This window comes from Vicinamibacterales bacterium (genome assembly GCA_036496585.1).
Taxonomy (GTDB): Bacteria; Acidobacteriota; Vicinamibacteria; order Vicinamibacterales; family 2-12-FULL-66-21; genus JAICSD01.
In genome coordinates this window covers 138,217-162,056 of the sequence record DASXLB010000066.1, presented here as the reverse complement: position 1 = coordinate 162,056, position 23,840 = coordinate 138,217, and the positions used below count along the sequence as shown (strand labels likewise).

Annotated in this window: 25 protein-coding genes; 7 read left to right on the top strand and 18 right to left on the bottom strand. The window is 68.0% G+C overall.

Annotation, left to right across the window (positions count from 1 at the left end):
- Window positions 1–50 precede the first annotated feature (50 nt).
- The 6 genes from VGI12_19470 (at window position 51) to VGI12_19445 (ending at window position 5,241) form a co-directional block, all read left to right on the top strand.
- Window positions 51–239 carry a hypothetical protein gene (locus VGI12_19470; GenBank protein ID HEY2434862.1) on the top strand — a complete coding sequence of 63 codons (189 nt, stop codon included), beginning with the start codon at window positions 51–53 and terminating at the stop codon, window positions 237–239.
- A 197-nt stretch (window positions 240–436) separates the two neighbouring features.
- Window positions 437–1,834: a lysine-sensitive aspartokinase 3 gene (gene lysC / locus VGI12_19465; GenBank protein ID HEY2434861.1), complete on the top strand. Its 1,398-nt coding sequence runs from the start codon at window positions 437–439 to the stop codon at window positions 1,832–1,834.
- Window positions 1,831–2,514 carry a dihydrodipicolinate reductase C-terminal domain-containing protein gene (locus tag VGI12_19460; protein HEY2434860.1) on the top strand — a complete coding sequence of 228 codons (684 nt, stop codon included), beginning with the start codon at window positions 1,831–1,833 and terminating at the stop codon, window positions 2,512–2,514. Before lysC ends, VGI12_19460 begins: the two co-directional genes overlap by 4 nt.
- Entirely contained in the window at window positions 2,511–3,410 is a 900-nt protein-coding gene (gene dapA, locus VGI12_19455; protein HEY2434859.1) for a 4-hydroxy-tetrahydrodipicolinate synthase, read from the top strand. The genes VGI12_19460 and dapA overlap by 4 nt, the downstream gene beginning before the upstream one ends.
- On the top strand, window positions 3,407–4,252 hold the full coding sequence (locus VGI12_19450) for a 2,3,4,5-tetrahydropyridine-2,6-dicarboxylate N-succinyltransferase (protein HEY2434858.1): 846 nt from the start codon (window positions 3,407–3,409) through the stop codon (window positions 4,250–4,252). Before dapA ends, VGI12_19450 begins: the two co-directional genes overlap by 4 nt.
- Window positions 4,240–5,241 carry a M20/M25/M40 family metallo-hydrolase gene (locus VGI12_19445; GenBank protein HEY2434857.1) on the top strand — a complete coding sequence of 334 codons (1,002 nt, stop codon included), beginning with the start codon at window positions 4,240–4,242 and terminating at the stop codon, window positions 5,239–5,241. Before VGI12_19450 ends, VGI12_19445 begins: the two co-directional genes overlap by 13 nt.
- A gap of 19 nt (window positions 5,242–5,260) precedes the next feature.
- Here VGI12_19445 and VGI12_19440 read toward each other — a convergent pair whose 3' ends face one another.
- The 3 genes from VGI12_19440 to VGI12_19430 are packed head-to-tail and all read right to left on the bottom strand — an operon-like array spanning window position 5,261 to window position 8,692.
- Window positions 5,261–6,946, bottom strand: a complete 1,686-nt coding sequence (locus VGI12_19440) for a GMC family oxidoreductase (protein HEY2434856.1) — start codon at window positions 6,944–6,946, stop codon at window positions 5,261–5,263.
- On the bottom strand, window positions 6,939–7,490 hold the full coding sequence (locus VGI12_19435; GenBank protein HEY2434855.1) for a gluconate 2-dehydrogenase subunit 3 family protein: 552 nt from the start codon (window positions 7,488–7,490) through the stop codon (window positions 6,939–6,941). The genes VGI12_19440 and VGI12_19435 overlap by 8 nt, the downstream gene beginning before the upstream one ends.
- 17 nt (window positions 7,491–7,507) lie before the next feature.
- Window positions 7,508–8,692, bottom strand: coding sequence for an MFS transporter (locus tag VGI12_19430; GenBank protein HEY2434854.1), 1,185 nt, complete (start codon window positions 8,690–8,692; stop codon window positions 7,508–7,510).
- Between the two features lie 235 nt (window positions 8,693–8,927).
- Between VGI12_19430 and VGI12_19425 the strand changes: the two genes are divergently transcribed.
- Entirely contained in the window at window positions 8,928–9,470 is a 543-nt protein-coding gene (locus VGI12_19425) for a hypothetical protein (protein ID HEY2434853.1), read from the top strand.
- Between the two features lie 40 nt (window positions 9,471–9,510).
- On the opposite strand, the gene VGI12_19420 is transcribed toward VGI12_19425, so the two are convergent.
- From VGI12_19420 to infB, 15 genes are all read right to left on the bottom strand, one after another.
- Window positions 9,511–10,332 carry an urease accessory protein UreD gene (locus VGI12_19420; protein HEY2434852.1) on the bottom strand — a complete coding sequence of 274 codons (822 nt, stop codon included), beginning with the start codon at window positions 10,330–10,332 and terminating at the stop codon, window positions 9,511–9,513.
- A gap of 11 nt (window positions 10,333–10,343) precedes the next feature.
- On the bottom strand, window positions 10,344–10,946 hold the full coding sequence (gene ureG, locus VGI12_19415) for an urease accessory protein UreG (GenBank protein ID HEY2434851.1): 603 nt from the start codon (window positions 10,944–10,946) through the stop codon (window positions 10,344–10,346).
- A gap of 72 nt (window positions 10,947–11,018) precedes the next feature.
- The gene (locus tag VGI12_19410) at window positions 11,019–11,675 is read right to left on the bottom strand and encodes an urease accessory UreF family protein (protein ID HEY2434850.1); all 657 of its coding nucleotides are present in this window, start codon (window positions 11,673–11,675) and stop codon (window positions 11,019–11,021) included.
- Window positions 11,665–12,102, bottom strand: a complete 438-nt coding sequence (locus VGI12_19405) for a hypothetical protein (protein HEY2434849.1) — start codon at window positions 12,100–12,102, stop codon at window positions 11,665–11,667. Before VGI12_19405 ends, VGI12_19410 begins: the two co-directional genes overlap by 11 nt.
- A complete protein-coding gene (locus tag VGI12_19400) occupies window positions 12,102–13,811 on the bottom strand; it encodes an urease subunit alpha (GenBank protein HEY2434848.1) in 1,710 nt (569 codons plus the stop codon). Before VGI12_19400 ends, VGI12_19405 begins: the two co-directional genes overlap by 1 nt.
- Window positions 13,808–14,116 (bottom strand): urease subunit beta, encoded by a 309-nt coding sequence (locus VGI12_19395; protein ID HEY2434847.1) that lies wholly within the window; start codon window positions 14,114–14,116, stop codon window positions 13,808–13,810. Before VGI12_19395 ends, VGI12_19400 begins: the two co-directional genes overlap by 4 nt.
- 11 nt (window positions 14,117–14,127) lie before the next feature.
- The gene (locus VGI12_19390; protein HEY2434846.1) at window positions 14,128–14,430 is read right to left on the bottom strand and encodes an urease subunit gamma; all 303 of its coding nucleotides are present in this window, start codon (window positions 14,428–14,430) and stop codon (window positions 14,128–14,130) included.
- Between the two features lie 31 nt (window positions 14,431–14,461).
- Window positions 14,462–15,376 (bottom strand): LysR family transcriptional regulator, encoded by a 915-nt coding sequence (locus VGI12_19385; GenBank protein ID HEY2434845.1) that lies wholly within the window; start codon window positions 15,374–15,376, stop codon window positions 14,462–14,464.
- Window positions 15,377–15,453: 77 nt separating this feature from the next.
- Window positions 15,454–15,831 (bottom strand): cupredoxin domain-containing protein, encoded by a 378-nt coding sequence (locus VGI12_19380; GenBank protein ID HEY2434844.1) that lies wholly within the window; start codon window positions 15,829–15,831, stop codon window positions 15,454–15,456.
- 62 nt (window positions 15,832–15,893) lie between these two features.
- Window positions 15,894–18,011 carry a polyribonucleotide nucleotidyltransferase gene (gene pnp / locus VGI12_19375; GenBank protein HEY2434843.1) on the bottom strand — a complete coding sequence of 706 codons (2,118 nt, stop codon included), beginning with the start codon at window positions 18,009–18,011 and terminating at the stop codon, window positions 15,894–15,896.
- 72 nt (window positions 18,012–18,083) lie between these two features.
- Window positions 18,084–18,353, bottom strand: a complete 270-nt coding sequence (rpsO, locus tag VGI12_19370; GenBank protein HEY2434842.1) for a 30S ribosomal protein S15 — start codon at window positions 18,351–18,353, stop codon at window positions 18,084–18,086.
- Window positions 18,354–18,441: 88 nt separating this feature from the next.
- Window positions 18,442–19,371, bottom strand: a complete 930-nt coding sequence (gene truB, locus VGI12_19365) for a tRNA pseudouridine(55) synthase TruB (GenBank protein ID HEY2434841.1) — start codon at window positions 19,369–19,371, stop codon at window positions 18,442–18,444.
- Between the two features lie 57 nt (window positions 19,372–19,428).
- On the bottom strand, window positions 19,429–20,421 hold the full coding sequence (locus VGI12_19360; protein ID HEY2434840.1) for a bifunctional oligoribonuclease/PAP phosphatase NrnA: 993 nt from the start codon (window positions 20,419–20,421) through the stop codon (window positions 19,429–19,431).
- Entirely contained in the window at window positions 20,418–20,867 is a 450-nt protein-coding gene (rbfA, locus tag VGI12_19355) for a 30S ribosome-binding factor RbfA (GenBank protein HEY2434839.1), read from the bottom strand. Before rbfA ends, VGI12_19360 begins: the two co-directional genes overlap by 4 nt.
- Before the next feature lie 108 nt (window positions 20,868–20,975).
- Window positions 20,976–23,801: a translation initiation factor IF-2 gene (gene infB, locus VGI12_19350; GenBank protein ID HEY2434838.1), complete on the bottom strand. Its 2,826-nt coding sequence runs from the start codon at window positions 23,799–23,801 to the stop codon at window positions 20,976–20,978.
- Window positions 23,802–23,840 lie beyond the last annotated feature (39 nt).

The window sequence follows — 23,840 nt, the reverse complement described above, 5'->3', positions numbered from 1 at the left end:
TCGATAAATTCTGCTTTTGGTGATCGAACACGCGGCGTTAACCTGCGACCATGAGCAAGAATACGAACCGCTTCCTGGCCGTGAACCTCACCGAGGCCGAGTGGCAGGCGCTGCGCGCCGTCACGCCGGACCCGGTCGAATGGATCAAGTCGCAGATCCACCGGCTCCTCGACGAATCGGGTATGAGACCGGTTCACGAGGAAACCGAACACCCGTACGCAGTCGGCTTCGCCGACTAGGCTGCTGATCGCGACATGCGCGTGACGCTCCAGACCATCGCTCGAAAGCGGGCCAAGCGGGCCGGCCGGCTGGTGGTGTGGAGTTGCTCCTGATCTGAGACGCGCCAGTCCCGATCCTGCTCCGGACCGCCGGTTACCGACCGGCGGTCTTTTTTTTTGCCCGTCCCGCGGCGGAGAAGTAGAGTGCTGGAGATCCTATGCGCACGGTAGTCATGAAGTTTGGCGGCTCGTCCGTGGCGGATGCCATGGCGATGCGTCGAGTGATTCATCTCGTCGCGGCTGAACGGGATCGCGGCTCGGTCCCCGTGGTGGTCGTGTCGGCGCTCGGCGGAGTCACCGATCGGCTGCTCGGCCTCGCCGAACTGGCGCGCAAGGGACAGACCGCGGAGGTCCAGGCCGGCCTCACCGACCTCCTGCAGCGCCATCTGGCCGAGGCGTCGAGCCTGGGCGCCAGCGCCCACGATCCGGGACTCGCGCCGGCCCTGGACGGGGAATTTGCGCACCTGCGTTCGCTTCTGCAGGCGATCGACGGCACCCCGGCGGTCGAGCCCAGGACGCTCGACGCGATTGCCGCGTCGGGTGAACTGCTCAGCAGCCGTATCGTCGCGGCAGGGATGGCGGCGGCTGGCCTCCCGGCCAGATGGATCGACGCCCGGGACGTCGTGCTGACCGACGACCGGCATACGTCGGCGGCGCCGCGGAATGACGAGATCCGGGCTGCTGCAGAGACCGCGCTGTCGCCGTTGATCGAGGCCGGCGGCGTGGCGGTGCTGGCCGGCTTTGTCGGCCGCGCGCCTGACGGCTCGACGACCACGCTCGGGCGCGGCGGATCGGACTACTCGGCGGCGCTCATCGGCGCCGCTATCGACGCCGCCGAAATCCAGATCTGGACCGACGTCGACGGCATGCTGACCGCCGACCCGCGCGTGGTGAACGACGCCGAGGTCGTGCCGCGCTTGTCGTTCGCGGAAGCGGCCGAGCTGGCCTATTTCGGCGCCAAAGTGCTGCACCCCAGCACGATTTTCCCGGCGGTCGCGCGCAACATTCCGGTGCGCATCCTCAACAGCCACCGGCCGGAAGCGAAGGGGACGCTGATTACCGCCGACGCGCCGTCGATCGATCGCCCGTTTGCCGCGCTCGCCTGCAAACGCGGGATCACCATCCTCGACATCACGTCGACGCGGATGCTGATGGCGCATGGATTCCTGCGGCAAGTCTTCGAAGTCTTCGACCGGTTTGCCACCGCCGTCGACGTCGTCACCACGTCGGAGGTCAGTGTCTCGGTGACGATCGACGACAACCGGCGCGGGCCGGACATCGTGGCGGCGCTGCTCGAGTTCGCCGACGTCACGGTCGAAGAGCAGATGGCGCTTCTGGCGGTCGTCGGCGACCGCCTGACCATGCACTCAGCGCTCGCCGCGCGGGTCATTGGTGCGTTGACCGCGTTCCCGCTGCGGATGATCTCGCAGGCGGCGTCGCGCCGCAACGTGACGATCGTGCTGCCCGAGGCCTCACTCGCCGCCGCGATGACGCATCTGCACCGCGAACTGTTCCCCGCCGCGGAACCGGCGATGGGGAGGCGGGCCGGCCGATGAGCGGGACCCCGCTGCTGCTGGTCGGACACGGGCGCATGGGGCGTCTGGTCGCCTCGCTCGCGCCGGAATTCGGCTTTGCGGTGGCCGGCGTCATCGACGAGCATTCCGACGCCGGTGCCGAGTGGCCGGCGGCCGAGGTCGCGATCGATTTTTCGATCGCCGACGCGGTGCCGGGCACCGTCGAGCGTCTGGCGCGCCGCGGCACTCCGGTGGTCATCGGGACGACCGGGTGGCAGGCGCGGGAGTCACAGGTGCGCGAGCGCGCCGCCGGGATCGGCGTCGTGGCGGCGCCGAACTTCGCCATCGGCGTCAACCTGTTCCTCGCGGTGTCGGCGCGGCTGGCCCGTCTCATGGCGGCGCAGCCGTCGTTCGGCGGCTGGATTCACGAACTGCATCACGCGGCGAAGCAGGATGCGCCGTCGGGCACCGCGCTGGCGCTGGAGCGGTCGCTGCGCGACGGCGGCCTGGTCGCTCCGGTGCCGATTGCCTCCACCCGCGCGGGCTCGATTCCCGGCACCCACACCCTCGGGTTCGACTCGGCATCCGAGACGATCACGTTTACCCACCAGGCGCGCGATCGCGCAGCGTTCGCGCGCGGTTCGCTGCTGGCGGCGCGGTGGGTGATCGGCAGGCGCGGCTGGTACACAATGTCGGACGTGTTGAATCTGGAGGAACCATGAGACGGCCATTTACCGGCTGCGGAACCGCGCTCGTCACGCCATTCCGGCGCGACGGCGCGCTCGACGAAGCGGCCGTGTCGCGCCTGGCGCGGCGTCAGATCGATGCCGGCATTCACTTCCTCGTGCCGTGCGGTACGACCGGTGAAGTGCCCACCTTGACGGAACACGAGCAGCTACGCGTCGTCGAGCTCGTCGTCGCCGAGGCCAAGGGAAAGGTGCCGGTGCTTGCCGGCGCCGGCGGCTACAATACCCGGGAAGTCATCGAGGCCGGCCGGCGGATGAAGGCGGCCGGCGCCGACGGGCTGCTCTCGGTCACCCCCTACTACAACAAGCCGAGCCCCGAAGGCCTCTATCAGCACTACCAGGCGATTGGCGACGGCGTCGGCCTGCCGATCGTCGTCTACAACGTGCCGGGCCGCACCGGTCTCAACGTCGATCCCGCGACGCTCGCGCGCCTCGCGTCGATCCCGCAGGTCGTCGCCGTGAAGGAGGCGTCGGGCAACGTGACGCAGATGTGCGAGGTGTGCGCGTCGGTGCCCGCCGATTTCATCGTGCTCTCCGGCGACGATGCGCTGACGCTGCCGCTGATGGCGGTGGGAGGACATGGCCTCGTCTCGGTGGCGTCCAACGAAATTCCCGCGGAAATGAGCCGGATGGTGGAGCTGGCCGAACGCGGCGACTTCGCCGGCGCGCGCGCGCTGCACACGCGGCTGTTCCCGCTCCTCCAGATCAATTTCGTGGAATCGAATCCGATTCCCGTGAAAAGCGCGATGGCCAGCATGGGGCTGCTCGAGGAGGTGTACCGGTTGCCGATGGTGGCGCCGCGGCCGGCCTCCAAGCAGCGGATCGAGGCGGTGCTGCAGACGCTCGGCATCGGGGGAAGCGTGCACGCGTGAGCCTGGCAGAGCTCGCCGCCACCATCGAGCGGCTGGCGGCGGCGGGCGCCGGGGCGCCCAAGGCGGAAGCGCGAGAGGCGTTCGTCGCCTTGCGCGAAGCATTGGCCGACGGCCGGGCGCGCGCCGCCGAACCCGACGCCGCGTCAGCGAGCGGATGGAGGGTGAATGCCTGGGTCAAGCGAGGCATCCTGCTCGGCTTCCGCTTCGGCGACACGATCGACATGTCGGCCGATCACGGCCGCTGGCCCTTCTTCGACAAGGACACGCTGCCCCTCAAGAAGCTGAGCGGCGGCGTGCGGGTCGTGCCGGGCGGGTCGACGATCCGTGAGGGCGCATTCCTCGGCCGCGGCGTCATCTGCATGCCGCCGATGTACATCAACATCGGCGCGTGGATAGGCGAGGAGACGCTGGTCGACTCGCACGCACTCGTCGGTTCGTGCGCCCAGATCGGCAGCCGCGTGCACCTCAGCGCGGCGGCTCAGATCGGCGGCGTGTTGGAACCGGTCGGCGCGCTGCCGGTGATCGTCGAAGACGACGTGCTGGTCGGTGGCAATTGCGGCGTCTACGAAGGCACGATCGTCAAGCGGCGGGCGGTGCTCGCGGCCGGCACGATCCTCACGGGATCCACACCGGTCTACGATCTGCCGAACGATCGCGTGATCGAGCCGCAGCCGGGAGAGCCCCTCGTCATCCCCGAGGCGGCGGTCGTCGTGCCGGGTACGCGCCCGGTCACCAGCGGCCGCGGCCGTGAATGGGGACTCTCGGTCGCCACCCCGATCATCGTCAAGTACCGCGACGAGAAAACGTCGGCCCGGACCGCGCTCGAGACATGGATCCGCTGAACCTGCTCGAGTTCGCGCGTCCGCTCATCGACATCGATTCGACAACCGGCCGGGAACAGCAGGCGGGTGTGTTCCTCGCCGCCGCGCTCGAGCGGCGGGGCTACCGGGTCGAGCGGCAGATGGTCGCCGACGGGCGGTTCAACGTGTTCGCGTGGCTCGACGATCCCGTGATCGTCTTCTCGACGCACTTCGACTGCGTGCCGCCGTTCCTGGCGAGCGACGTTCGCGACGGGCGGCTCTACGGCCGCGGATCGTGCGACGCCAAGGGGATACTCGCGGCGCAAGTGGCCGCCGCCGATCGGCTCCGCGCCGAGGGAGAACGCAGGATCGGCCTGTTGTTCGTTGTCGGCGAGGAACGAGGCAGCGACGGTGCGATGGTCGCCAACGCGGCGGCGCGTCCGACCACGTATCTCATCAACGGCGAGCCGACCGGCAACCAGCTTGGCATCGCGACCCGCGGCGTGCTGCGGCTGCGTCTCGAGGCGAGCGGCCGCGCCGCGCACTCCTCGATTCCGGAGCACGGCGAGTCGGCGATCGACAAGCTGATCGACGCGCTCATCCGGATGCGCACGCTGTCGTGGCCGGCCGCCGATCTCGGCGACACGTTCTATACGATCGGCCTGATCGAAGGGGGCATCGCACCCAACGTAATCTCGCCGTCAGCCTGGGCCGAGGTCATGTTCCGGCTCGTCGGCCCGGCGGACGAGGTGCTCCGGGAGGTGCGGACGCTCGAGCCGAGCGTCGCGATCGAGGAGGTGCTGCGCGTCCCGATGGTGCGGATGCACACCGTTCCGGGCTTTCCCGCTGCGGTCTTCCCATTTACGACCGACGTGCCCCTGCTGGATCGCTGGGGCACACCGCTGCTGTGCGGACCTGGCTCGATCCTGACCGCACATACGCCAGACGAACACGTCCCGATCGCCGAGCTCGAGGCCGCCGTCGATCAGTATGTCGCGCTGGCTGGCGCGTGCCTCGTATCGGGGCGGTAAAGAACACGTCTCGACTGTGTCAGATCTCACCGCGTCCCGCGAAGCCGGCGACGTGCTCGCCGGCGCGAAACGCCAACGCCTGAATCGTCATCGTCGGCTGGCCCCGCCCGCAGGTGACCAGGCTCGAACCGTCCACGATGAACAGATTCGGAACGTCGTGCGCGCGGTGGAACTTGTCGACCACCGAGGTCGCGGGATCGTTCCCCATCCGACAGGTGCCGAGCAGGTGGACACTGAACGCCTGACTCTCCACCGGCCGCTGCCACGTCCGAACGGCGCCGGACGCCTTCAGGAGATCCTCGGCGCGGTCGGTGAAGTACTTGTACAGCCGCAGATCCTGCGGATGATCCTGGTAGGTCATGCGGATGGCCGGAATGCCCCATGCGTCCTTTACGGTCGGATCCAACGTGATCGTGTTGGTCGGCATCGGCAGCGACGAGGTATGTCCGTAGCACTCGATCGTGCGCGTATAGTTGTGCGCGAGCAGGCGCTTGTATTCGCGTCCCCAGCGTGGCGAGTCCGGCGGCAGCCCGTCGCCCGTCGCGAATTGAATCGGCGTCAAGTCGAACCGATAGTCGAAGCCGCCGCCGCCCACCAGACCGAGAGCCGGATCGAGCTCGTACAGATCCCACACGACCCGCGACGCGACCAGCCCCTTGAAGCCGTTGACCTCGTGCTCGAACACGCCGAGGCTCGTGCCGCCGCCGTTGAACATCAGATGGGTGCCGACGACGCCCGAGGAGTTGGCGAGCCCGTGGGGAAACCGCTGCGATTTCGAATTGAGCAGCAGGCGCGGCGTCTCGGCCCCGTTGGCGCAGACCACCACCGCTTTGGCGCGCTGGAAGATCTCGGCCTTGCGGGCGTCGAAGTACTTCACGCCGGTGACGCGGCCGGCGGTGTCGGTTTCGATCTTGCGGACATAGGAGTCCGGCCGGACTTCGCAGCGGCCGGTCGCCACCGCCACCGGAATGACCGAGACCAGCGAACTGGATTTCGCGCGGACCTCGCATCCAAATCCCAGACACAATCCGCACTGAATGCAGGCGCCGCGGCCCGGCAGCGGCGTCGAGGCGATGGCGAGCGGCGCAGGATGGGCGGTCCACCCGAGCTTCGCGGCGCCCTGCTCGAGGAGCACACCCGTCGACTTTGGCGGATGCGGAGGCATCGGGTATGGCTTCGACCGCGGCGGATCGGACGGAGCGGGAACGCCCGCTACACCGACCTCCCAATCGACCTTGGTGTAGTACGGCTCGAGCTCCTGATACGTGATTGGCCAATCGGCGAAGCCGGTTCCGGCGATGGCGCCGGTGCGGCTCGCTTCGACGAAGTCGATCTCTCGGAAGCGCCAGTAGTTCGCCGAGAAGTGCACGGTCGTTCCGCCGACCCCCCGCCCATACAGGATCGCCGGCTGCACGCGCGCCTTGTCGTGCGCGGTCGCCCGGAACGTGTTCGGGGAGACCCGGAAATCGTTGGTCAGCCAGGCCTCGTTCCAGATCTTCAGCTCGTCGTGAACGAAGTCCTTTTCGGTGCGCCACGGTCCCTGTTCGAGCACGACCACGCGGAATCCGGCGGTGGAGAGCTCCTTGGCCATGACGCCGCCCGCCGCACCCGAGCCGACGATGACGAAGTCGACGGCGTCATCGGGCGCATATTGCACCGTGGACTGGTCGAGCGGCGGCAGCGACAGGTGGACGTGATCAGGCATCGCGATCGTACCAGCCGAAGGGGGCGGTCCATACGAACCGATCGTCGAAGCCGATCATCTTCCAGCCGGTCTTCTCGAAGTTGCCGCCGTGCTCGGGGCTGGCGAGCATGCCGGCGATCGCGGCATTGCGCAGTTCCTGGAAGAACGGGACCTTGTCCTTTTCGAGGGATGCGAGCACCGCGATCTGAAGCTCGGGCCGGAGATCCGCGAACGTGCGAGCGGCGCGATCGACGCGGGCGGCCTTGGAGCGCAGCAGGCGGGCTCCCTTGACCCACTCGTTCCGCTGGCCTCGGGCGAACGTGTCGAGCGCCTTGTCGATGAAGTAGATCACTCTGGCTTCGCGCGCACCGGGCGTCTCGTCGGTCGGCACGATCTGCGCGCAGGCCGCCTCGATGTCCGCCGCGTCGGCCGCCGAGAAGACGATGAATGCGTCGGCGGTGGCTGCGTGCCGGCCCGCTGCCAGGAGCGCGTCGACATCGGCCAGCCAGATGGCCGCCGCGGTCGATCCGGTCAGCGCCAGAAAAGAGCGGCGGGACTGATCCAACGGGGCGCCATGTTACTTCAATTCCTGTGCGGTCTCGCCTCCGGCAGCCAGGCGGTGAGGATGCCGAGGGCTGGCAGAAACGCGCAGAGGCGATAGACCGTCTCGATGCTCGTCGCGTCGGCCAGCCAGCCGAGCGCAGCGGCCGCCACCCCGGCGATGCCGAACGCGAAGCCGAAGAACAACCCCGAGACGAGGCCGACGCGCCCCGGCAGCAGCTCTTGCCCATAGACGAGGATGGCCGAGAACGCCGAGGCCAGCACCAGGCCGATGATCACGCTGAGCACGCTCGTCCACTGCAAGCTGGCGTAGGGGAGCACGAGCGTGAACGGCAGGACACCGAGAATCGACACCCAGATGACGAGCTTGCGTCCGACGCGATCGCCGACCGGGCCGCCGGCGAACGTGCCGGCCGCGACGCCAGCCAGGAAGCCGAAGAGGTGCAGCTGCGCCGACTGCACCGAGAGGCCGAACTTGTGCATCAGGAAGAAGGTGAAGTAGCTGGTCAGACTCGCGAGATAGACGTACTTCGAGAACACGAGCACGAGCAGGATGGCCACGCCGCGGCGCACTTCGCCGGGGGTGAGGCCGTGATCGGCCTGACGGGAGGCGACGGCTGCGCGCTTGAGGCCGGCGTGGGCGTACCAGCGGCCGACGCGCCAGAGCAGGGCGATCGCCGTCAGGGCGATGAGCGCGAACCACGCGATGCTGTGCCGGCCGCGCGGCGCGACGATGAACGCCGCGAGCAGCGGGCCGAGCGACGATCCGGCGTTGCCGCCCGTCTGAAAGAGCGACTGCGCCAGGCCGTGCCGCCCGCCGGACGCGGCGCGCGCGATGCGCGACGACTCCGGGTGGAACACCGCCGATCCGATCCCGATCAGCGCCGCCGCGGGCACCAGCAACAGGTAACTGGGCGCCCACGACAGCAGCAGGAGCCCGAGCAGCGTCGACATCATGCCGAGCGCCAGCGAGTACGGCTTCGGGTTGCGGTCCGTGAAGTGCCCGACCGCCGGCTGCAGCAGCGACGCGGTCATCTGGTTGGTCAGGGTGATCAGCCCGATGTGCATGAAGTCGAGGCCGAACTCGATCTTGAGCAGCGGGTAGACGGCCGGCAGCAACGACTGGATCAGATCGTTGAGCAGATGGCCGACGCTGACCGCGACGAGCACGGTGAACGATGTCGTGGGTTTGGGCGCTGTCGACACGTTGGCGGAGACCTCTCAGTATATCTCCGCGATCGTGGCACGGCTCGCGGCGGCGCATGCATGCCATCTACGAAGTGGAATAGAAGGTCGCGATGGCGCGCATCGATCGGCGGCATATCGCGCGGTTTGGAGCGGCAACGCCGCGAAAATGCGCAGGTGAGATTCGCGGGATGCCGCGCTTCTATGCACTGGCGTCACATCGGCGCGCTACCGTCGACGACGGAGGTGCTTGCCCATGGTCGCGCGTCGCGTCTGTTCCGTTCTGCTCGTGCTGGGGGCCTCGCTGTCCTGCACCGTCGGCGCGCAGCAGCGCGTGGCGCCCGAGGCGCCGCAGCCGTGCGCGACCACCATCCCCGGGAACGTCGAGCCAGGCGTGCTCGCGTCCGAACTGCTCGCACTGCTCCACACCTCGGAGACGTTTCGCGGTCAGTGCTCCCGCATCGGCGCCGATGCCCGCGTCCGGGTGACGATCTTCGTCGTCAACATGCTCGACGCCGGCCGTGCCGAGACGGTGATCCGCCGAGCTCGCACCGGCGCGATTCGCGCCCGCGTGCTGGTGCTCTTCGGCGGGAACTACCAGGAGCTGCTGGCGCACGAGTTCGAACACGTCATCGAACAGATGGACGGAGTCAACCTGCGTGCCGAGGCGACCGACGGGCGCGCGTGGCTGCTGCCGTCCGGCGCGTTCGAGACGCGCCGGGCTTTCGCGGCCGGGGTGCAGGTGCTGCACGAGACGGAGACAGGCCGTGTGCGCCCGGCAGGCCTGCCCCTGCGCTGAGCCACGAATGCGCCCCGTGGCACCGCGTCGCAGGTCCGCGCTAACAGTGGAAACGGTCGAGCAGCAGCGGCCGGTGCCCCCAGGCGGCGGCAACGCGAGCGGTCGCGTCGTGCAGCGCGGTCTTGAGTGCCACTGCATCGTTCGCGAGCGCGCGGACGAAGCACAGCCCCGGGCGCGACTGCGCGAGAGCGATCAGCAGGTCCTCCGTGCAGGCGCCTTCCCGAGGCGTATCGGCCAGAGTTACGCCGTGCCAGAATCCCGACGCGACGTAGCGCCGGCCGGCGAGTACGCCCACGCCCGTCAGCGGCGCCTCGCCTGGACGCAGCTCGGTGGCGTCCAGGTAGGCGGCCGAGCCGTCGACGGTCATCGACGTCCGGTTGCTGATCGCCCGGAATTGCAGGTACTCGTCGCGCGCGACACGCCCCATCGCGAAGGTCTCGAGCACGCCGACGCGGGCGGCGCCGTCGGCGTCGATCGCGATCGACTGGACGAATTCGCTGGCCGGAAAAGGAATCGTCGGCAGCGGGTAGTACTGGATCGTGGCACCGCGGGCCGCCGTGATGCGGACCTGCTGCTCGGCGCGCTGGCCCGGCCGCATCGACAGCACGCGCGTCGCCGCGCTCGTCGTCACGACGACGTCGGCGTCGTCCTCGGCGATGACGTGAAGCGTGATCCGATCGCCGCCGCAGAATCCGGGACCGAGTGTGACCAGCTGCACCAGCTGCCGCCCGTCCTCGAGCGGGAACGGCCGCACGATCGCCATTGGCGCGGTCACTCGCGAGCTGACGAGCACGGTGCCTCCCGCCCGCCGCGCGAACCGCAACTCCGCCGTGCCCTGCCGCAGCGGCTGCGCCAGGCTCACCGCGGCGCCCATCAACGGAAGAGGACGTCGCGCTCGATCCAGGCGATCACCCCGTCCAGGCCGTCGCCCGATTTCAGGTTGGTGAACACGATCGGCTTGCCTTGCCGGATTGCGGTGGCGTCGCGGGCCATGACCGAGAGGTCGGCGCCCACCTGCGGCGCGAGGTCGGTCTTGTTGATCACCAGCAGATCGCTGCGCGTGACTCCGGGGCCGCCCTTGCGCGGTACTTTGTCCCCGCCGGCGACGTCGACCACGTAGATGCTGACGTCGACCAGCTCGGGGCTGAACGAGGCCGCCAGGTTGTCGCCGCCGGACTCGAGAAAGAGGACCTCGACGTCGGGAAATGCGGCGAGCGTCGCGTCTACGGCCTCCTGGTTGATCGAAGTGTCTTCACGGATCGCCGTGTGCGGACAGCCGCCGGTCTGCACGCCGCGGATGCGCTCGAGTGGCAGCGCTCCCGAACGCATCAGGAACTCGGCGTCCTCGTAGGTGTAGATGTCGTTGGTGATGACCGCCAGGCTGTAGCGCTCGCGCATCCGCTTGCAGAGGCAGTCGAGTAGCGCGGTCTTGCCGGATCCGACCGGACCGCCGACTCCGATGATCGCACGTCGCATGTCAGGACTCTTGATACGCCGCAGCGGCGCCGGCGTCGAAGCCGCCGCCGCGAACAGGCCGAGCAGCACCGGTCACGATTGAAACAGCCGCGTGCGCAGAAACGCCTGCTCGTGACTGCGGAGGTCGAGCGCCGGCGTGCACGTGAAGAGCGCCGCCTCCGGCTGCTCGAGCGCGGCCGACACGGCGGACGCCACGTCCCCGTGCATCTCGGCGAGCAGCCGTTGCGCCTGCGCCGGGCCGACGGGCATGCACCGCAGCGCGGCCGACAGCGTTCCCATCGCGAGATTCTGCGCGTAGGCCAGCAGCAGCGGCTCCACGCCGATGCCGAGCCGGCATCCGGCCGCCCCGATGACGACCGCATGATGCGGCGGGTCGACGTCGACGACAGCGGCGGGGTAGAGGCGCCGCAGCAATTCCAGCGTCCGTTGCCCCAGGCCGATGCTGGCCCTGCGCACCGCCGGCACGACTTTCATCACGTCCAGCTGGCGCGCCAATTCGAACAGCGGACGGCCATCTTCCTCCGCACGCCAGGCGAGGTGGGCCGCTGCGAGTTCGCTCCGGCCCCAGCCCAGCGCGATCTGCGCCTGCAGCACCTCGCGCACTTCGGCCAGACCTCCGCCCAGCGACGCGTAGGTTTCGATGCCTCCCGAGTGCGCGAAGGCGCCGACTGGCAGCTGCGAGTCGAACAGCTGCAGCAGACGCAGCAGCGCGAGGTCGTCAATGCGCATGCTCACCTGGGGCGCGGCCCTGGAAGGTGCGACGCTCGATCGCAAAGGGGACGCCGGCTCGACGCAGGCGGTCGGCCAGCGCCGCGTCCGCCAGCGCCACGACGACGTCGCCGGACGCCTCGAGATCGCGATGCAGGTTGCCGATGAGATGCCCGACCCGCGCCGCCTCCTCGAGCGTACGCGGACGCGCGACCAGGACGTCTTCGGCCGCCGCCCCGACCACGTAGACGCGGCCGTTGGCGCGGTGAAGCACCTGTCCGGGCACGAGCACCGTCCCGGTCGCCAGCTCGAGCGCGAGCCTGGTGCCATCCGGCGCTTCGACGATCCGCCGGACACGGCGCCGATCGTGGGCCGTCATGGCGATTTCGACGACCTCACCGTCGGGCGCTCCCGGCGGCAGCTCCTGAATCAGTACGGCGTTGGCCATCAGAAGAGGAAGTAGCGCTGCGCCAGCGGCAGGCTGGCGGCCGCCGCCGGCGTTACCGGCGTCCCGTCGATCGTGACGGTATAACGCTCCGGGTCGATGTCGATCCGCGGCATCGCATCGTTCAACACCATGTCGTGCTTGCCAATCCCGCGGGTGTGCCGGACCGGAAGGCAGACCCGGGACGATGCCGGCAGGCGGTGGCCGGCGAGCGATGCCTGCGACACGAACGTCCACGACGTGGACGCCGGCGCGCGGCCGAAGGCGCCGAACATCGGGCGGTAGCGCACCGGCTCCGGCGTTGGAATCGACGCATTCGGATCGCCCATCGCCGCCGCGACGATGAACCCGCCTTTGAGCACGAGGTCCGGCTTGACCCCGAAAAACGCCGGGCTCCAGAGCACCAGATCGGCGAACTTGCCGACTTCAATCGAGCCGACGTAGTCCGCGATGCCGTGCGTGCGCGCCGGATTGATCGTGTACTTGGCGAGGTAGCGACGGATGCGCAGGTTGTCGTCGTCGGCGGAATCCTCAGGCAGGCTGCCCCGGGCCGCCTTCATCGCGTGCGCCGTCTGCCACGTGCGGGTGATGACCTCGCCGACGCGCCCCATCGCCTGCGAGTCGGACGACATCATGCTGATCGCGCCGATGTCGTGCAGGATGTCTTCCGCCGCCATCGTTTCCGGCCTGATCCGCGACTCCGCGAACGCCACGTCTTCCGGCACCTGTGAGTTCAGGTGGTGGCAGACGATCAGCATGTCGAGGTGCTCGTCCAGCGTGTTGACGGTGTACGGCATCGTCGGGTTGGTGCTCGACGGCAGGACGTTGGCTTCGGCGCAGACGCGCAGGATGTCTGGCGCGTGGCCGCCCCCGGCCCCCTCGCTGTGATAGGTGTGGATGGTCCGCCCCTTGAATGCCGCGATCGTGTCCTCGACGAAGCCCGACTCGTTCAGCGTGTCGGTGTGGATCGCGACCTGGACGTCGAACTCGTCGGCGACCGACAGCGCCGCGTCGATTGTCGCCGGCGTCGTTCCCCAGTCCTCGTGCAGCTTCAGGCCCATCGCGCCGGCACGCACCTGCTCGGCGAGCGCCGCCGGATCCGACGCGTTCCCCTTGCCGAGGAAGCCGACGTTCATCGGCAGCGATTCGGTCGCCTCGATCATCCGGTGGATGTTCCACTCGCCTGGCGAGCAGGTGGTGGCGCGCGTACCCTCCGCCGGACCGGTGCCGCCGCCGATCATCGTGGTGATGCCGCTGTAGAGCGCCTCCCACGTCTGCTGTGGACTGATGAAATGAACGTGCGCGTCGATGCCGCCGGCGGTGAGGATACGGTGCTCGCCGGAGATGATCTCGGTTCCCGGTCCGATCGCCAGCCCCGGCGTGATGCCGTCCTGGACGTCGGGATTGCCGGCCTTGCCGATCGCGCAGATGCGCCCGTCGCGGACGCCGACGTCGGCCTTGACGATGCCCCAGTGATCGAGCACGACGGCGTTCGTAATGACCAGATCGGGGGCGCCGTCGGCGCGTGTGGTCTGCGACTGCCCCTGTCCGTCCCTGATCACCTTGCCGCCGCCGAACGTGACCTCTTCGCCGTAGGCCACGCTGGCGGCATCGCGCTCGACGCGCATGATCAGGTTCGTGTCGGCCAGCCGGAGGCGGTCGCCGGCGGTCGGTCCATAGAGGCTGGCGTAGGCGTCGCGGCGGATCTTCATCGCAATGGCCCGTTCACGATCCCGCGCATGCCGCGCGCGACCCGCCGGCCGGCGAGTGGAATCAGCACGACGTCGCGGGCTTCGCCGGGCTCGAAGCGAAGCGAGGTGCCGGCCGCGATGTCGAGCCGCCGTCCGTAGGCGGCGTCGCGATCGAAGCGCAGTGCCGCGTTCACCTCGTGGAAGTGCGTGTGCGAACCGACCTGGATCGGCCGGTCGCCGGTGTTCTCGACCCGGACGCGCAGCGGCGGCCGGCCCGCGTTGAGCTCGATCTCGCCGTCACCGATCAGATACTCGCCTGGAACCACCGGATCGCCGCCTAGCGAATGGGATCGTGAACGGTCACCAGCTTGGTGCCGTCGGGAAATGTCCCTTCGACCTGGATGTCCCGGACCATCTCGGGCACGCCCTCCATGACGTCGTCGCGCGTCAGGATCTGCGCGCCGTAGGACATCAGGTCCGCGACGCTGCGGCCGTCGCGGATGCCTTCGAGCACTTCCGCCGTGATGAGCGCGATCGCCTCTGGATGATTCAGCTTCAAGCCGCGCGCCCGGCGGCGCCGCGCTACGTCGGCGGCGGTGAAGACGAGGAGCTTGTCGATCTCCCGCTCGGTCAGTCTCATCGCGGGGCCGCGGCCGCTCGCGCGCCGACGGTCATGACGCCTTGTCGATCGTGATCTGCAGCTGCGGCGCGATCCGCGTCAGCGTCGCCATCATCTCCTGCACCACCCGCGGGACGCGTTCGTTCGAACGGTAGACCCAGCCCGTTTCGCGGACCAGGTGCTGGGCGCGGATGCGCGCGACCTTGAGCGAGCCGCCGCGCGTCTCGCGTTCGACCGATTGCAGCGGGACGATCGCCACGCCCAGCCCGGCCGCGACCATCGACTTGATGATCTCGACGTTCTCGGTCTCGGTGACGATCTTCGGCTTGATCTGCTCGCGGACAAAGAACTCGTCGAGCGTCCGACGGGTGTTCGAGCCCTGCTCGAAGATTATGAACGGCTGCCCGACCAGCGCCTCGACGCCGACCGAATCCTTGTTCGCGAGCGGGTGATTCGCCGGCATCACCAGCATCAGCTCTTCGCGGATGACCGGCACGCTCGTCAACGCCGGGTCGTCGACCGGCAGTGTCAGCAGCGCCAGATCAGCCTGGCCGTTACGCACCCGGCGCATCAGCCGCTGCGTGCCACCCGTCGCCACCTTGATCTCGACCTGCGGATGATGCTTGCGGAATTCGCGCAGCAGCGGTGGGAACACGTACAGGCACACCGTCATGCCGCCGACGATGTTGAGGGTGCCGCTCAGGACCTTCTGGCGATCGGTGATGCTCGCCGAGGTGTCGCGGATGTCGTTGAAGACGCGGTGGGAGAGCTGGAGCAGCGCTTCGCCGGCCGCGGTGATCTGCACGCGGCGTCCAAGGCGCACGAACAGCCGCTCGTGGAACTCTTCTTCGAGAAGGAGGATCTGCCTGCTGATCGCCGACTGCGACACGTGCAGTCGTGCGCCCGCGGCCGTGAACGATCCGGTTTCGGCAATGGCCCGGACGATTTCCAGCTGTCGGAGGTCCATGGCCCCGATTGTGGGGCGATTACAGGTATTAGGGAAATAAAAAGAATCGATTCAAGCTATCGATTTCGCTTATGGCTCTAGCGGACGGTCAGGTTTCCCTTCATTTCTTTGCACTTGGGGTCCTGTGTGAGGTTGCAATAGAAAGGGAATTGCCCGGGCTGGTCGGCGCGGAATTCGAATGTGACGGTCTGACCGGCGCCGGCGCGCTTTGAGATGCGATACGGACCGTCGATCGTGAGGCTGTGCGGGATGTCGCGCGCCGAGAAGGTGATCTTCACGACGTCGTTGCGGTTCACTTGGAGCACGGCCGGGCTGAACGCGTACTGATCTCCGACGATGGTGAACTCGCGCACCTGTCCTTGATCCTGGGCATCGACCCCCTTCGCGGCGATCGAGACGAGAAGCAGGACCGACGCGGTGAACGTCCCCAACGCCATCCACTGGCGTGTGCGCATGGTACCCCCTGTAACCCATTTAGACGGGTCGAAGCCGAAAACGGCTTCGACCCATCCGTAAGTTACTGTTTCTGCGCCGGTTCCTTGGCGTCCCGGTCAGGCACGGGGAGGAGTGCCTTCCGGCTGAGCCGGATCTTTCCGGAAGGATCGATATTGATGACCTTGACCATCACCTGATCCCCTTCCTTCATCTCGTCGCGGACGTCCTTGACCCGATGATGTGCGATCTCGGACACATGGAGCAGCCCGTCGAGCCCAGGCATGATCTCGACGAATGCACCAAAGTCGGTGATCCGCTGGACCTTGCCCATGTAGCTCTTGTTCAGCTCCGGCGTGGCGGTCAGCTCCTGAATGATGCCGATCGCCTTGGCGGCCGACGCTTCGTCGGCGCTGGCGACGTTGACCGTGCCGTTGTCCTCGACGTCGATCTTCACGCCGGTGCGCTCGATGATGCTGCGGATCATCTTGCCCCCCGGGCCGATGACGTCGCGGATCTTGTCGACCGGAATCTTGATCGTCACGATGCGCGGCGCGTGCCGCGACACGTCCGATCGCGGCGTCTTCAGTGCGGCCTCCATCTTGTCGAGGATGAAGAACCGGCCGTCCTTCGCCTGCTGCAGCGCCTTGCGCATCACTTCCATCGTGATGCCGCCGACCTTGATGTCCATCTGCAGGGCGGTGATGCCATCGCGGGTGCCGGCGACCTTGAAGTCCATGTCGCCGTAGTGATCCTCGGCGCCGGCGATGTCGCTCAGCACCGCGTAGCGCCCCGACTGCTCGTCCATGATCAGGCCCATCGCCACGCCGGCGACGGCCGCCTTGAGCGGTACGCCGGCGTCCATCATCGCGAGCGATCCGCCGCACACCGAGGCCATCGACGACGAGCCGTTCGACTCGAGGATGTCGGAGACGATGCGGACGGTATAGGGGAACGTGTCTTCAGCCGGCAGCATGTTGACGAGCGAGCGCTCGGCGAGCGCGCCGTGGCCGATCTCGCGGCGTCCGGGTCCGGTGAACCGTCCGACCTCACCCACCGAGAAGGGCGGGAAGTTGTAGTGGAGCATGAACCGCTTCCACACTTCGCCGTCCATCGTCTCGATCTTCTGCTGGTCGTCGGCCGTGCCGAGCGTGGCGGTGACGAGCGCCTGCGTCTCGCCACGCGTGAAGACCGCCGAGCCGTGGGTGCGGGGCAGGGCGCCGACTTCGATCGTGATCGGACGGATCTCGTCGAACTTGCGGCCGTCGAGACGCTTGCCGCGCTCAAGGGCCTCGTCGCGCATGACCTGTTCCTTCAGCTCTTTGAACACCGACTTGGCGTGGCCGCGCGCCTCTGCCGCGTCCTCGGGATAGCTGGCGACCAGCCCTTCGAGCACCTTGTCGATCGTCGCGTAGTTCTCGAGCTTGTCGTGGATCCGCATGGCGGCGGCGAGCTTCTCGTAGGCCCGGCCGTGCACGTCCTTCTTGAACGCCGGATCGATCTCCTTGACCGCGAGGGTCTTCTTGGTCTTGCCGGCCTGCTTGGCGAGCGTCTCGATGCCGACGACGAGGTCCTTGATGGCCTTGTGGGCGGTATCGAGGGCCTGGACCAACTCCTCTTCGCCGACTTCCTTCGCGCCGGCTTCCACCATCACGATGCCGTCACTCGTCCCCGCAACGATGAGGTCGAGGCGGCTGTTGCGGCGCTGCTCGAAGGTCGGGTTGATGACGAACTGGCCGTCGACAAGGCCAACGCGAACGCCGGCAATCGTCCGCGTGAAGGGAATTCCCGAAAGAGCGAGCGCCGCGGAGGCGCCCGTGATGGCCAGCACATCCGAGTCGCTCTCGCCGTCGGCCGACACCACCAGCGCGATGATCTGCGTCTCGTGACGCCAGCCGGAGGGAAACAGCGGTCGGATGGGGCGGTCGATCAGCCGGCTGGTGAGAACTTCCTTCTCGGTCGGCTTTCCCTCACGCTTGAAGAATCCGCCGGGGATGCGTCCCGAGGCGTAGGTGTTTTCCTTGTAGTCGACGGTCAGCGGGAGGAAGTCGATGCCTTCGCGGGGGTTGGCGGCCGCGCAGGCGGTGACGAGGACGACGGTGTCGCCCGAGCGGACGAGCACGGCGCCGTCGGCCTGTTTGGCGAGGCGGCCGGTCTCGATCGAGATCGTGCGTCCGCCGACGGAGATGTCGCGTGTGTACATGTGATCTGTCTTTCTGCTGTGAGCTGCGCCAGCTTTTCCGGGAGTGCGCGTGGGGCAGGCCGCGGGCCTGCGTTACTTGCGAATGCCGAGCCGCTTGATCAGGTCCGCGTAGCGGTCCGTATCCTTCCGTTTGAGGTAATCGAGCAGCCGGCGCCGCTGTCCAACCAGCTTCAGGAGGCCGCGGCGCGAGTGATGATCCTTCGCGTGGGTCTTGAAATGGTCGGTTAAATAGCTGATGCGCTCGCTGAGGAGCGCTACTTGTACTTCAGGGGAGCCGGTGTCGCCTTGGTGGGTCGCGTAGGTGACAATGACTTCGGTCTTGCGGTCCTTGCTCAACACAATAGTGTTCCTCCACGCACGGCCCAGAACACTCGGAAGGAAATCTCCCGCACCGGGCCGCCGTTGCCGTATTCCTAGACAGTTCAGTATTTTACCTCAAGACGACGACGGGATGCAAAAGCCCGTCGGGCCGCGCTTCGGCCACGGCCAGCAGCTCGCCAGCTTCGTCGAGCAGCCGCAGAAAACAGGGGACCGCGTCGGTTCCCCGGGAGACAGCGGCCCTGTTGCCCCCCGCCGAAGACTCGAGGTCGACCGGGTTGCCATGGACGACCCGCCGGACACCCGTTTCAGTTAGAGCAATTGCGGGCATTTCCCCAAGAAGCTCGTTCATGGGAATCAGCCCAGCCGAGGCGTGCTCCGCCAGTCGATCGAGCGTCAGGGCGTTGTCGATCGAGAACCGGCCAACGCGCGTTCGCCGCAGTTGCTCCAGGTGCGCACCGCAACCGAGCGCCTGTCCCACCTCATGCGCCAGCGAACGCACGTAGAACCCGGCACTGGCGGCGACCCGCAGGCGGAGAAGGTCGCGATGCCCGATCGACGATGGCTTATTGGCGATGACCGGTGGACTGAGGACGTCGAGCGCCTGTACCGTCACCCGCACGGGCTTGAGATCGACGGGTTGATTCCGGCGCGCCTTCTCGTACGCCGCGACCCCCGCGACCTTCTTTGCCGAGTAGGGGGGCGGCACTTGGAGGTACGAGCCGCGGAATCGATCCATGACCGCCATGACATCGTCTTCGGCGAATCGGCGATTGGCGATCGGGTCGGGGACGCCGTCAGCCAGCGACGCGGCGTCGTAGGTGGGCGTGGCCACGCCCAGGCGGATGTCGGCCACGTACTCCTTCTCGTCGGCCGCCAGAAACCGGGCCAGCCGCGTGGCCGGGCCGATCAGCATGACGAGCAGGCCTGTCGCCAGCGGATCGAGCGTGCCCGTATGCCCGACCCGTGACATGCCGAGCGTGCGGCGGACCACCGCGACGACGTCATGAGAGGTCGGGCCCGACGGCTTGTCGACGAGCAAGGCGCCAGACTCCGCCGCTTCCGGTTTCGGGGGCACGTCCACGCTCCGACGGGTTTCCTACGGCCTCAGCTGGACGCCCAGCGCGATGGCCTCCGTCACTTCCTGAACGACGCCCGCGCGAATCGCGCTCAATGGGCCTCGCACCTTGAATCCTGCGGCGTTCTTGTGCCCGCCGCCGCCGTGGCGGGCGGCGACCTCGCGGACGTCGACGTCGTACTTCGACCGCATGCTGACGTGGATGTCGCCGTCGGCGCCCACCTTGAAGAACACCACCGCGCGGGTCTCCCGGGACGTCAGCGGCAGGTTGATCAGCCCTTCGGTGTCGTTATAGGTGGTCCCGGTCGCGTTGAGGATGTCGTCGTTGAGGTACATCGCCGCGAGCTGTCCACCGTCGAGCAGATCCATCGCGGCGAGCAATGCGCCGATCAGCTTCAGCTTGCCGATGCTGTTCTGATCGAAGATCCGCCTCGCCATTGCCGCGGGGTTGACCCCGGCCTCGGTGCACCGGCGGCAGATGTCGAAGGTCGTCGGGGTGATGTTGGCGTAGTGAAACGACCCGGTGTCGGTGAGCACCGCCAGATAGACGTGGGTCGCGATCTCGATGGTCAACGGTACGCCGAGCGCCTCGATCAGCGCGAACACCATCTCGCCGCAGGCGGCTGACGACTCATCGATCCAGTTGAGATCGCCGTAGAGCCTGTTGCCCTGGTGGTGATCGATGTTGACCGTGAAGCGGCCCTCGAGTCCGGCGACGCCGGTGCGATTCAAGTCGCTCGACTCCATGACGATCAAGGCTTCGTCCTCGCGGCGCCCGGAACGTTCCTGGAAGGTGCGCGACACCTCGATCCGCTCCAGGCCCGGGAATTCCATGTAGTGCTGGGGCGCCGGATCGGCGTTGACGATCCGGACGTCCTTGCCGAGCACCTCGAGCGCGTAGGCCATCGCCAGCTGCGAGCCGATGGAATCGCCGTCGGGTTTGGCGTGCGAGGTGATCAGGAAACGGGTGCGGGCGTGAATCGCCTCGGCGATTGCCGTCTTCGGAGTGTTCATTCTTTACCGGGGGGCTTCGACCCGTCGGACCCACCTGCGGACTCGGGTGTCCCCGCCCCGCTCTGCTCTTCCGGCCCGGTCGCTCCCTCGCTTCGCGACTGGGCCTCCGTCTTGAGGTCCCGCAGGATCTGCTCGACGCGATCGGTGTGTGCGATCGACCGATCGTAGTGGAACGTCAGCTCGGGGACGCGGCGGAGACGGATCCGCCCGCCGAGCTGCCGCCTGAGGAAGGGGGCGGCGCGCTCGAGCGCTCGGGCGGTGTCCCGCTGCGCCTTCTCGTCTCCCAGCGACGTGTAGTGAACGCGCGCCAGCTGCAGATCCGGGGTCATCGAGACGCGGGTCAGCGTGATGAACCCGATGCCCGGATCGTGGACCTCCCGGGCGAGCAGCTCCGACAGCTCGATCCGTATGGCTTCTGCGACCCGATCGGGTCGATTGGCGCTCACGTCAATTCCCAACCACCAATGTCCAACTCCCATCCTTCACGCTTGAGAGCCCGGCGTGCGATGGGTCAAGCATGGGATTCGGGCTGTTGGTTACGGGGCGTCGGCCGGCTACGCCGTCGCCGCTACCCGCTCCACCACGAACGCTTCGATGACGTCGCCGGTCTTGATGTCGTTGTACTTCTCGAAGCCGATGCCGCACTCGAAGCCGGCCTTGACCTCCGAGACGTCGTCCTTGAAACGGCGCAGCGAACCGATCTTGCCTTCGTAGATGACCACATTGTCGCGCAGCAGCCGTGCGCTGGTGTCGCCGGAGCGCTTGATGGTGCCGTCGGTGACCATGCAGCCGGCGATCGTGCCGAACTTCGGCACCTTGAAGGTCTCGCGTACCTGGGCGGCGCCGATCCGCACTTCCTTCAGCGTCGGCTCGAGCAGCCCGGTCATCGCCTTCTTCATCTCGTCGGTGACGGCGTAGATGACCGAGTGGAGGCGGATGTCGACCTTCTCGCGGTCGGCGACGTCGGCGGCGTTGCGATCGGGCCGCACGTTGAAGCCGATGACGATGGCGCCGGAGGCGGCGGCGAGCAGCACGTCCGACTCGTTGATCGCGCCGACGCCGCTGTGGATGATCCGCATCTTGACGCGGTCGTCGCTCAGTTTGGTGAGGGTGTCGGCGAGCACTTCCGACGAACCCTGGACGTCGGCCTTGATGATGATCGGCAGCTCCTTCATGCCGCCTTCGGCAATCTGCTGCTGCAGCGACTCGAGCGTCAGGCGGGCGCCCTTGGCGCCGAGCGCCTTGTCCTTCGCCTGCATCTGGCGGTACTGCGCGATCTGCCGCGCCTTGGCCGCGTCTTCGAGCGCCTGGAACGTGTCACCCGGCGATGGCAGGCCGCCGAGACCGAGGACTTCCACCGGTGTCGCCGGCGGCGCCAGCTTGATCGGCTTGCCGCGGTCGTCGATGAGCGCGCGGATCTTGCCGACGATGGTGCCGGCGATGATCATGTCGCCGACCCGCAGCGTCCCGTCCTGGACGAGGACGGTCGCGACCGGCCCGCGTCCCTTGTCGAGTTTCGCCTCCAGCACAGTGCCCGACGCGTTGCGCTTCGGGTTGGCCTTGAGCTCGCTCAACTCGGTGACCAGCAGGATCATCTCGAGGAGCGCCGGGATGTTCTCGCGCTTTTTCGCCGAGACCTGGACGGTGACGGTGGAGCCGCCCCAGTCTTCCGGCACCAGGCCGAGATCCGACAGCTCCTTCTTGACGCGATCGGGATTGGCGTTGGCCTTGTCGATCTTGTTGATGGCGACGAGGATCGGCACGCCGGCCGCCTTGGCGTGATCGATCGCTTCACGCGTCTGCGGCATGACGCCGTCGTCGGCGGCGACGACCAGGATGACGACGTCGGTGACGCGCGCGCCGCGGGCGCGCATCATCGTGAACGCTTCGTGACCCGGCGTGTCGAGGAACACCACGTTCCGGTCGCCGACGTTCACCGCATAGGCGCCGATGTGCTGCGTAATGCCGCCGGCTTCGCGCTCGGCGACGCGGGTCTCGCGGATCGCGTCGAGCAGCGTCGTCTTGCCGTGGTCGACGTGGCCCATCACGGTGACGACGGGCGCGCGCGTGACCAGATCTTCGGGCTTGCTGTCTTCGGCCTCGACCTGCAGCAGCTCCTCCTCGAACGACTGCATCTTGACGTCGGCGCCGAACTCGCGCGCGATCGCCGAAGCGGTGTCGTTGTCGACCGTGCTGTTGATGGTCATCATGCGACCCTTTTCCATCAACTTCTTCAGCACGTCCTTCGCCTTGACGTCGAGCTTCGCTGCGAGGTCGGAGACGGTCATCCCCTCGGCCAGCGTGATCGTACGCGTCACGGGCGGTGGCGGCGTGCTGGTCATCATCGGCGCCTGCGGCCGCGGATCGCGGCGAGGCCCGCCCGACCGCGGCGCCGACGGGCGCGGCGGCGGCGGACGATAGCCGGGGACCGGCGGACGGAGTCCGCCCGGTTGCGAGGGCCTGACCGGCTGCGACGGCAGCGGCCGCGGGCCGCCCATCGGCCCCTGCGGGCGCGGGAACGCTCCGGGACGCGGCGGACCGCCGGGGCGCAGCGCGCCGGGACCGCCCGGACGCTGTTGTCCCGGCGTCCCCTTCGAGAGGTTGCCGGTTGCGGCCGGCGGCGGTGTGGTCGGCTGCGGCGGACGAACGAGCAATGGACGCCGCGGCGGCGCCGGCGGCGCGACACCGGTCTTGGGATCTTCCACCCGCAGTCGCAGCGTCGGCGGCACGATGCGGCCCGCTGGCGCGACGGGAGGCCGTGCGGCGACCGGCGTCGGCGCGGCGGCCGCAGGCGCTGCAACTGGCGCTTCGACGGCCCGCGGCGCCACTTCGCTTGGCGCCGGTTCGACCGGCGTGGGCGCGACCACCGGCGCGGCGGGCGCTGGTTCGGCAACCGGCGCGGCCGCGGCTGTCGCGGCGGCCGGCGGTTCCGGTGTCGGCGCGGCAACGGGCGGCGGCGGCGGCGCGACGACTTCGGCCGTCGGCGCGGCGGCCGCCTCGTACGCGAGGGGCTCTGCTGCGGGCGCGGACGACGCCAGGGCCTCGAATTCGGCGGGCGGCGCGGCCGGCTTGGCGGTCTTCACCAGGCGTGGCGCCGGCATCACCGGTGCTGCCGCCTTTGGCGGTTCCGCTGTCTTGCCGCCAGGCTTCTTGAACGCCGGACGGGCGGCGCCAGGCGTGTCGGCATACGACGCGTTCGAGGGCACCTTCAGGCCCCGCTGCCGCGCCTGCTTGGTGACGAACTCCCGCGCCACGACCTCTTCGATCGTGCTCGATGCGCTCTTCACCTCGATGCCGTGCTCCTTTTTCAGGAGCGTCATCACGTCCTGGCTCGAGAGGTTGAGGAGCTCCGCGACCTTATAAATGCGAACAGTTGCCAAAAAGAAAACTCCCACCTACCAATTCCCAACTTCCAGTCA

What these genes read in the sequence shown, in the direction of transcription:
- VGI12_19470 (HEY2434862.1), top strand. Translation starts at nt 51, where the DNA reads ATGAGCAAGAATACGAACCGCTTCCTGGCCGTGAACCTCACCGAGGCC.
- lysC (HEY2434861.1), top strand. Translation starts at nt 437, where the DNA reads ATGCGCACGGTAGTCATGAAGTTTGGCGGCTCGTCCGTGGCGGATGCC.
- VGI12_19460 (HEY2434860.1), top strand. Translation starts at nt 1,831, where the DNA reads ATGAGCGGGACCCCGCTGCTGCTGGTCGGACACGGGCGCATGGGGCGT.
- dapA (HEY2434859.1), top strand. Translation starts at nt 2,511, where the DNA reads ATGAGACGGCCATTTACCGGCTGCGGAACCGCGCTCGTCACGCCATTC.
- VGI12_19445 (HEY2434857.1), top strand. Translation starts at nt 4,240, where the DNA reads ATGGATCCGCTGAACCTGCTCGAGTTCGCGCGTCCGCTCATCGACATC.
- VGI12_19440 (HEY2434856.1), bottom strand. Translation starts at nt 6,946, where the DNA reads ATGCCTGATCACGTCCACCTGTCGCTGCCGCCGCTCGACCAGTCCACG.
- VGI12_19425 (HEY2434853.1), top strand. Translation starts at nt 8,928, where the DNA reads ATGGTCGCGCGTCGCGTCTGTTCCGTTCTGCTCGTGCTGGGGGCCTCG.
- ureG (HEY2434851.1), bottom strand. Translation starts at nt 10,946, where the DNA reads ATGCGACGTGCGATCATCGGAGTCGGCGGTCCGGTCGGATCCGGCAAG.
- VGI12_19410 (HEY2434850.1), bottom strand. Translation starts at nt 11,675, where the DNA reads ATGCGCATTGACGACCTCGCGCTGCTGCGTCTGCTGCAGCTGTTCGAC.
- VGI12_19405 (HEY2434849.1), bottom strand. Translation starts at nt 12,102, where the DNA reads ATGGCCAACGCCGTACTGATTCAGGAGCTGCCGCCGGGAGCGCCCGAC.
- VGI12_19400 (HEY2434848.1), bottom strand. Translation starts at nt 13,811, where the DNA reads ATGAAGATCCGCCGCGACGCCTACGCCAGCCTCTATGGACCGACCGCC.
- VGI12_19390 (HEY2434846.1), bottom strand. Translation starts at nt 14,430, where the DNA reads ATGAGACTGACCGAGCGGGAGATCGACAAGCTCCTCGTCTTCACCGCC.
- VGI12_19385 (HEY2434845.1), bottom strand. Translation starts at nt 15,376, where the DNA reads ATGGACCTCCGACAGCTGGAAATCGTCCGGGCCATTGCCGAAACCGGA.
- VGI12_19380 (HEY2434844.1), bottom strand. Translation starts at nt 15,831, where the DNA reads ATGCGCACACGCCAGTGGATGGCGTTGGGGACGTTCACCGCGTCGGTC.
- pnp (HEY2434843.1), bottom strand. Translation starts at nt 18,011, where the DNA reads ATGTACACACGCGACATCTCCGTCGGCGGACGCACGATCTCGATCGAG.
- VGI12_19360 (HEY2434840.1), bottom strand. Translation starts at nt 20,421, where the DNA reads ATGAACACTCCGAAGACGGCAATCGCCGAGGCGATTCACGCCCGCACC.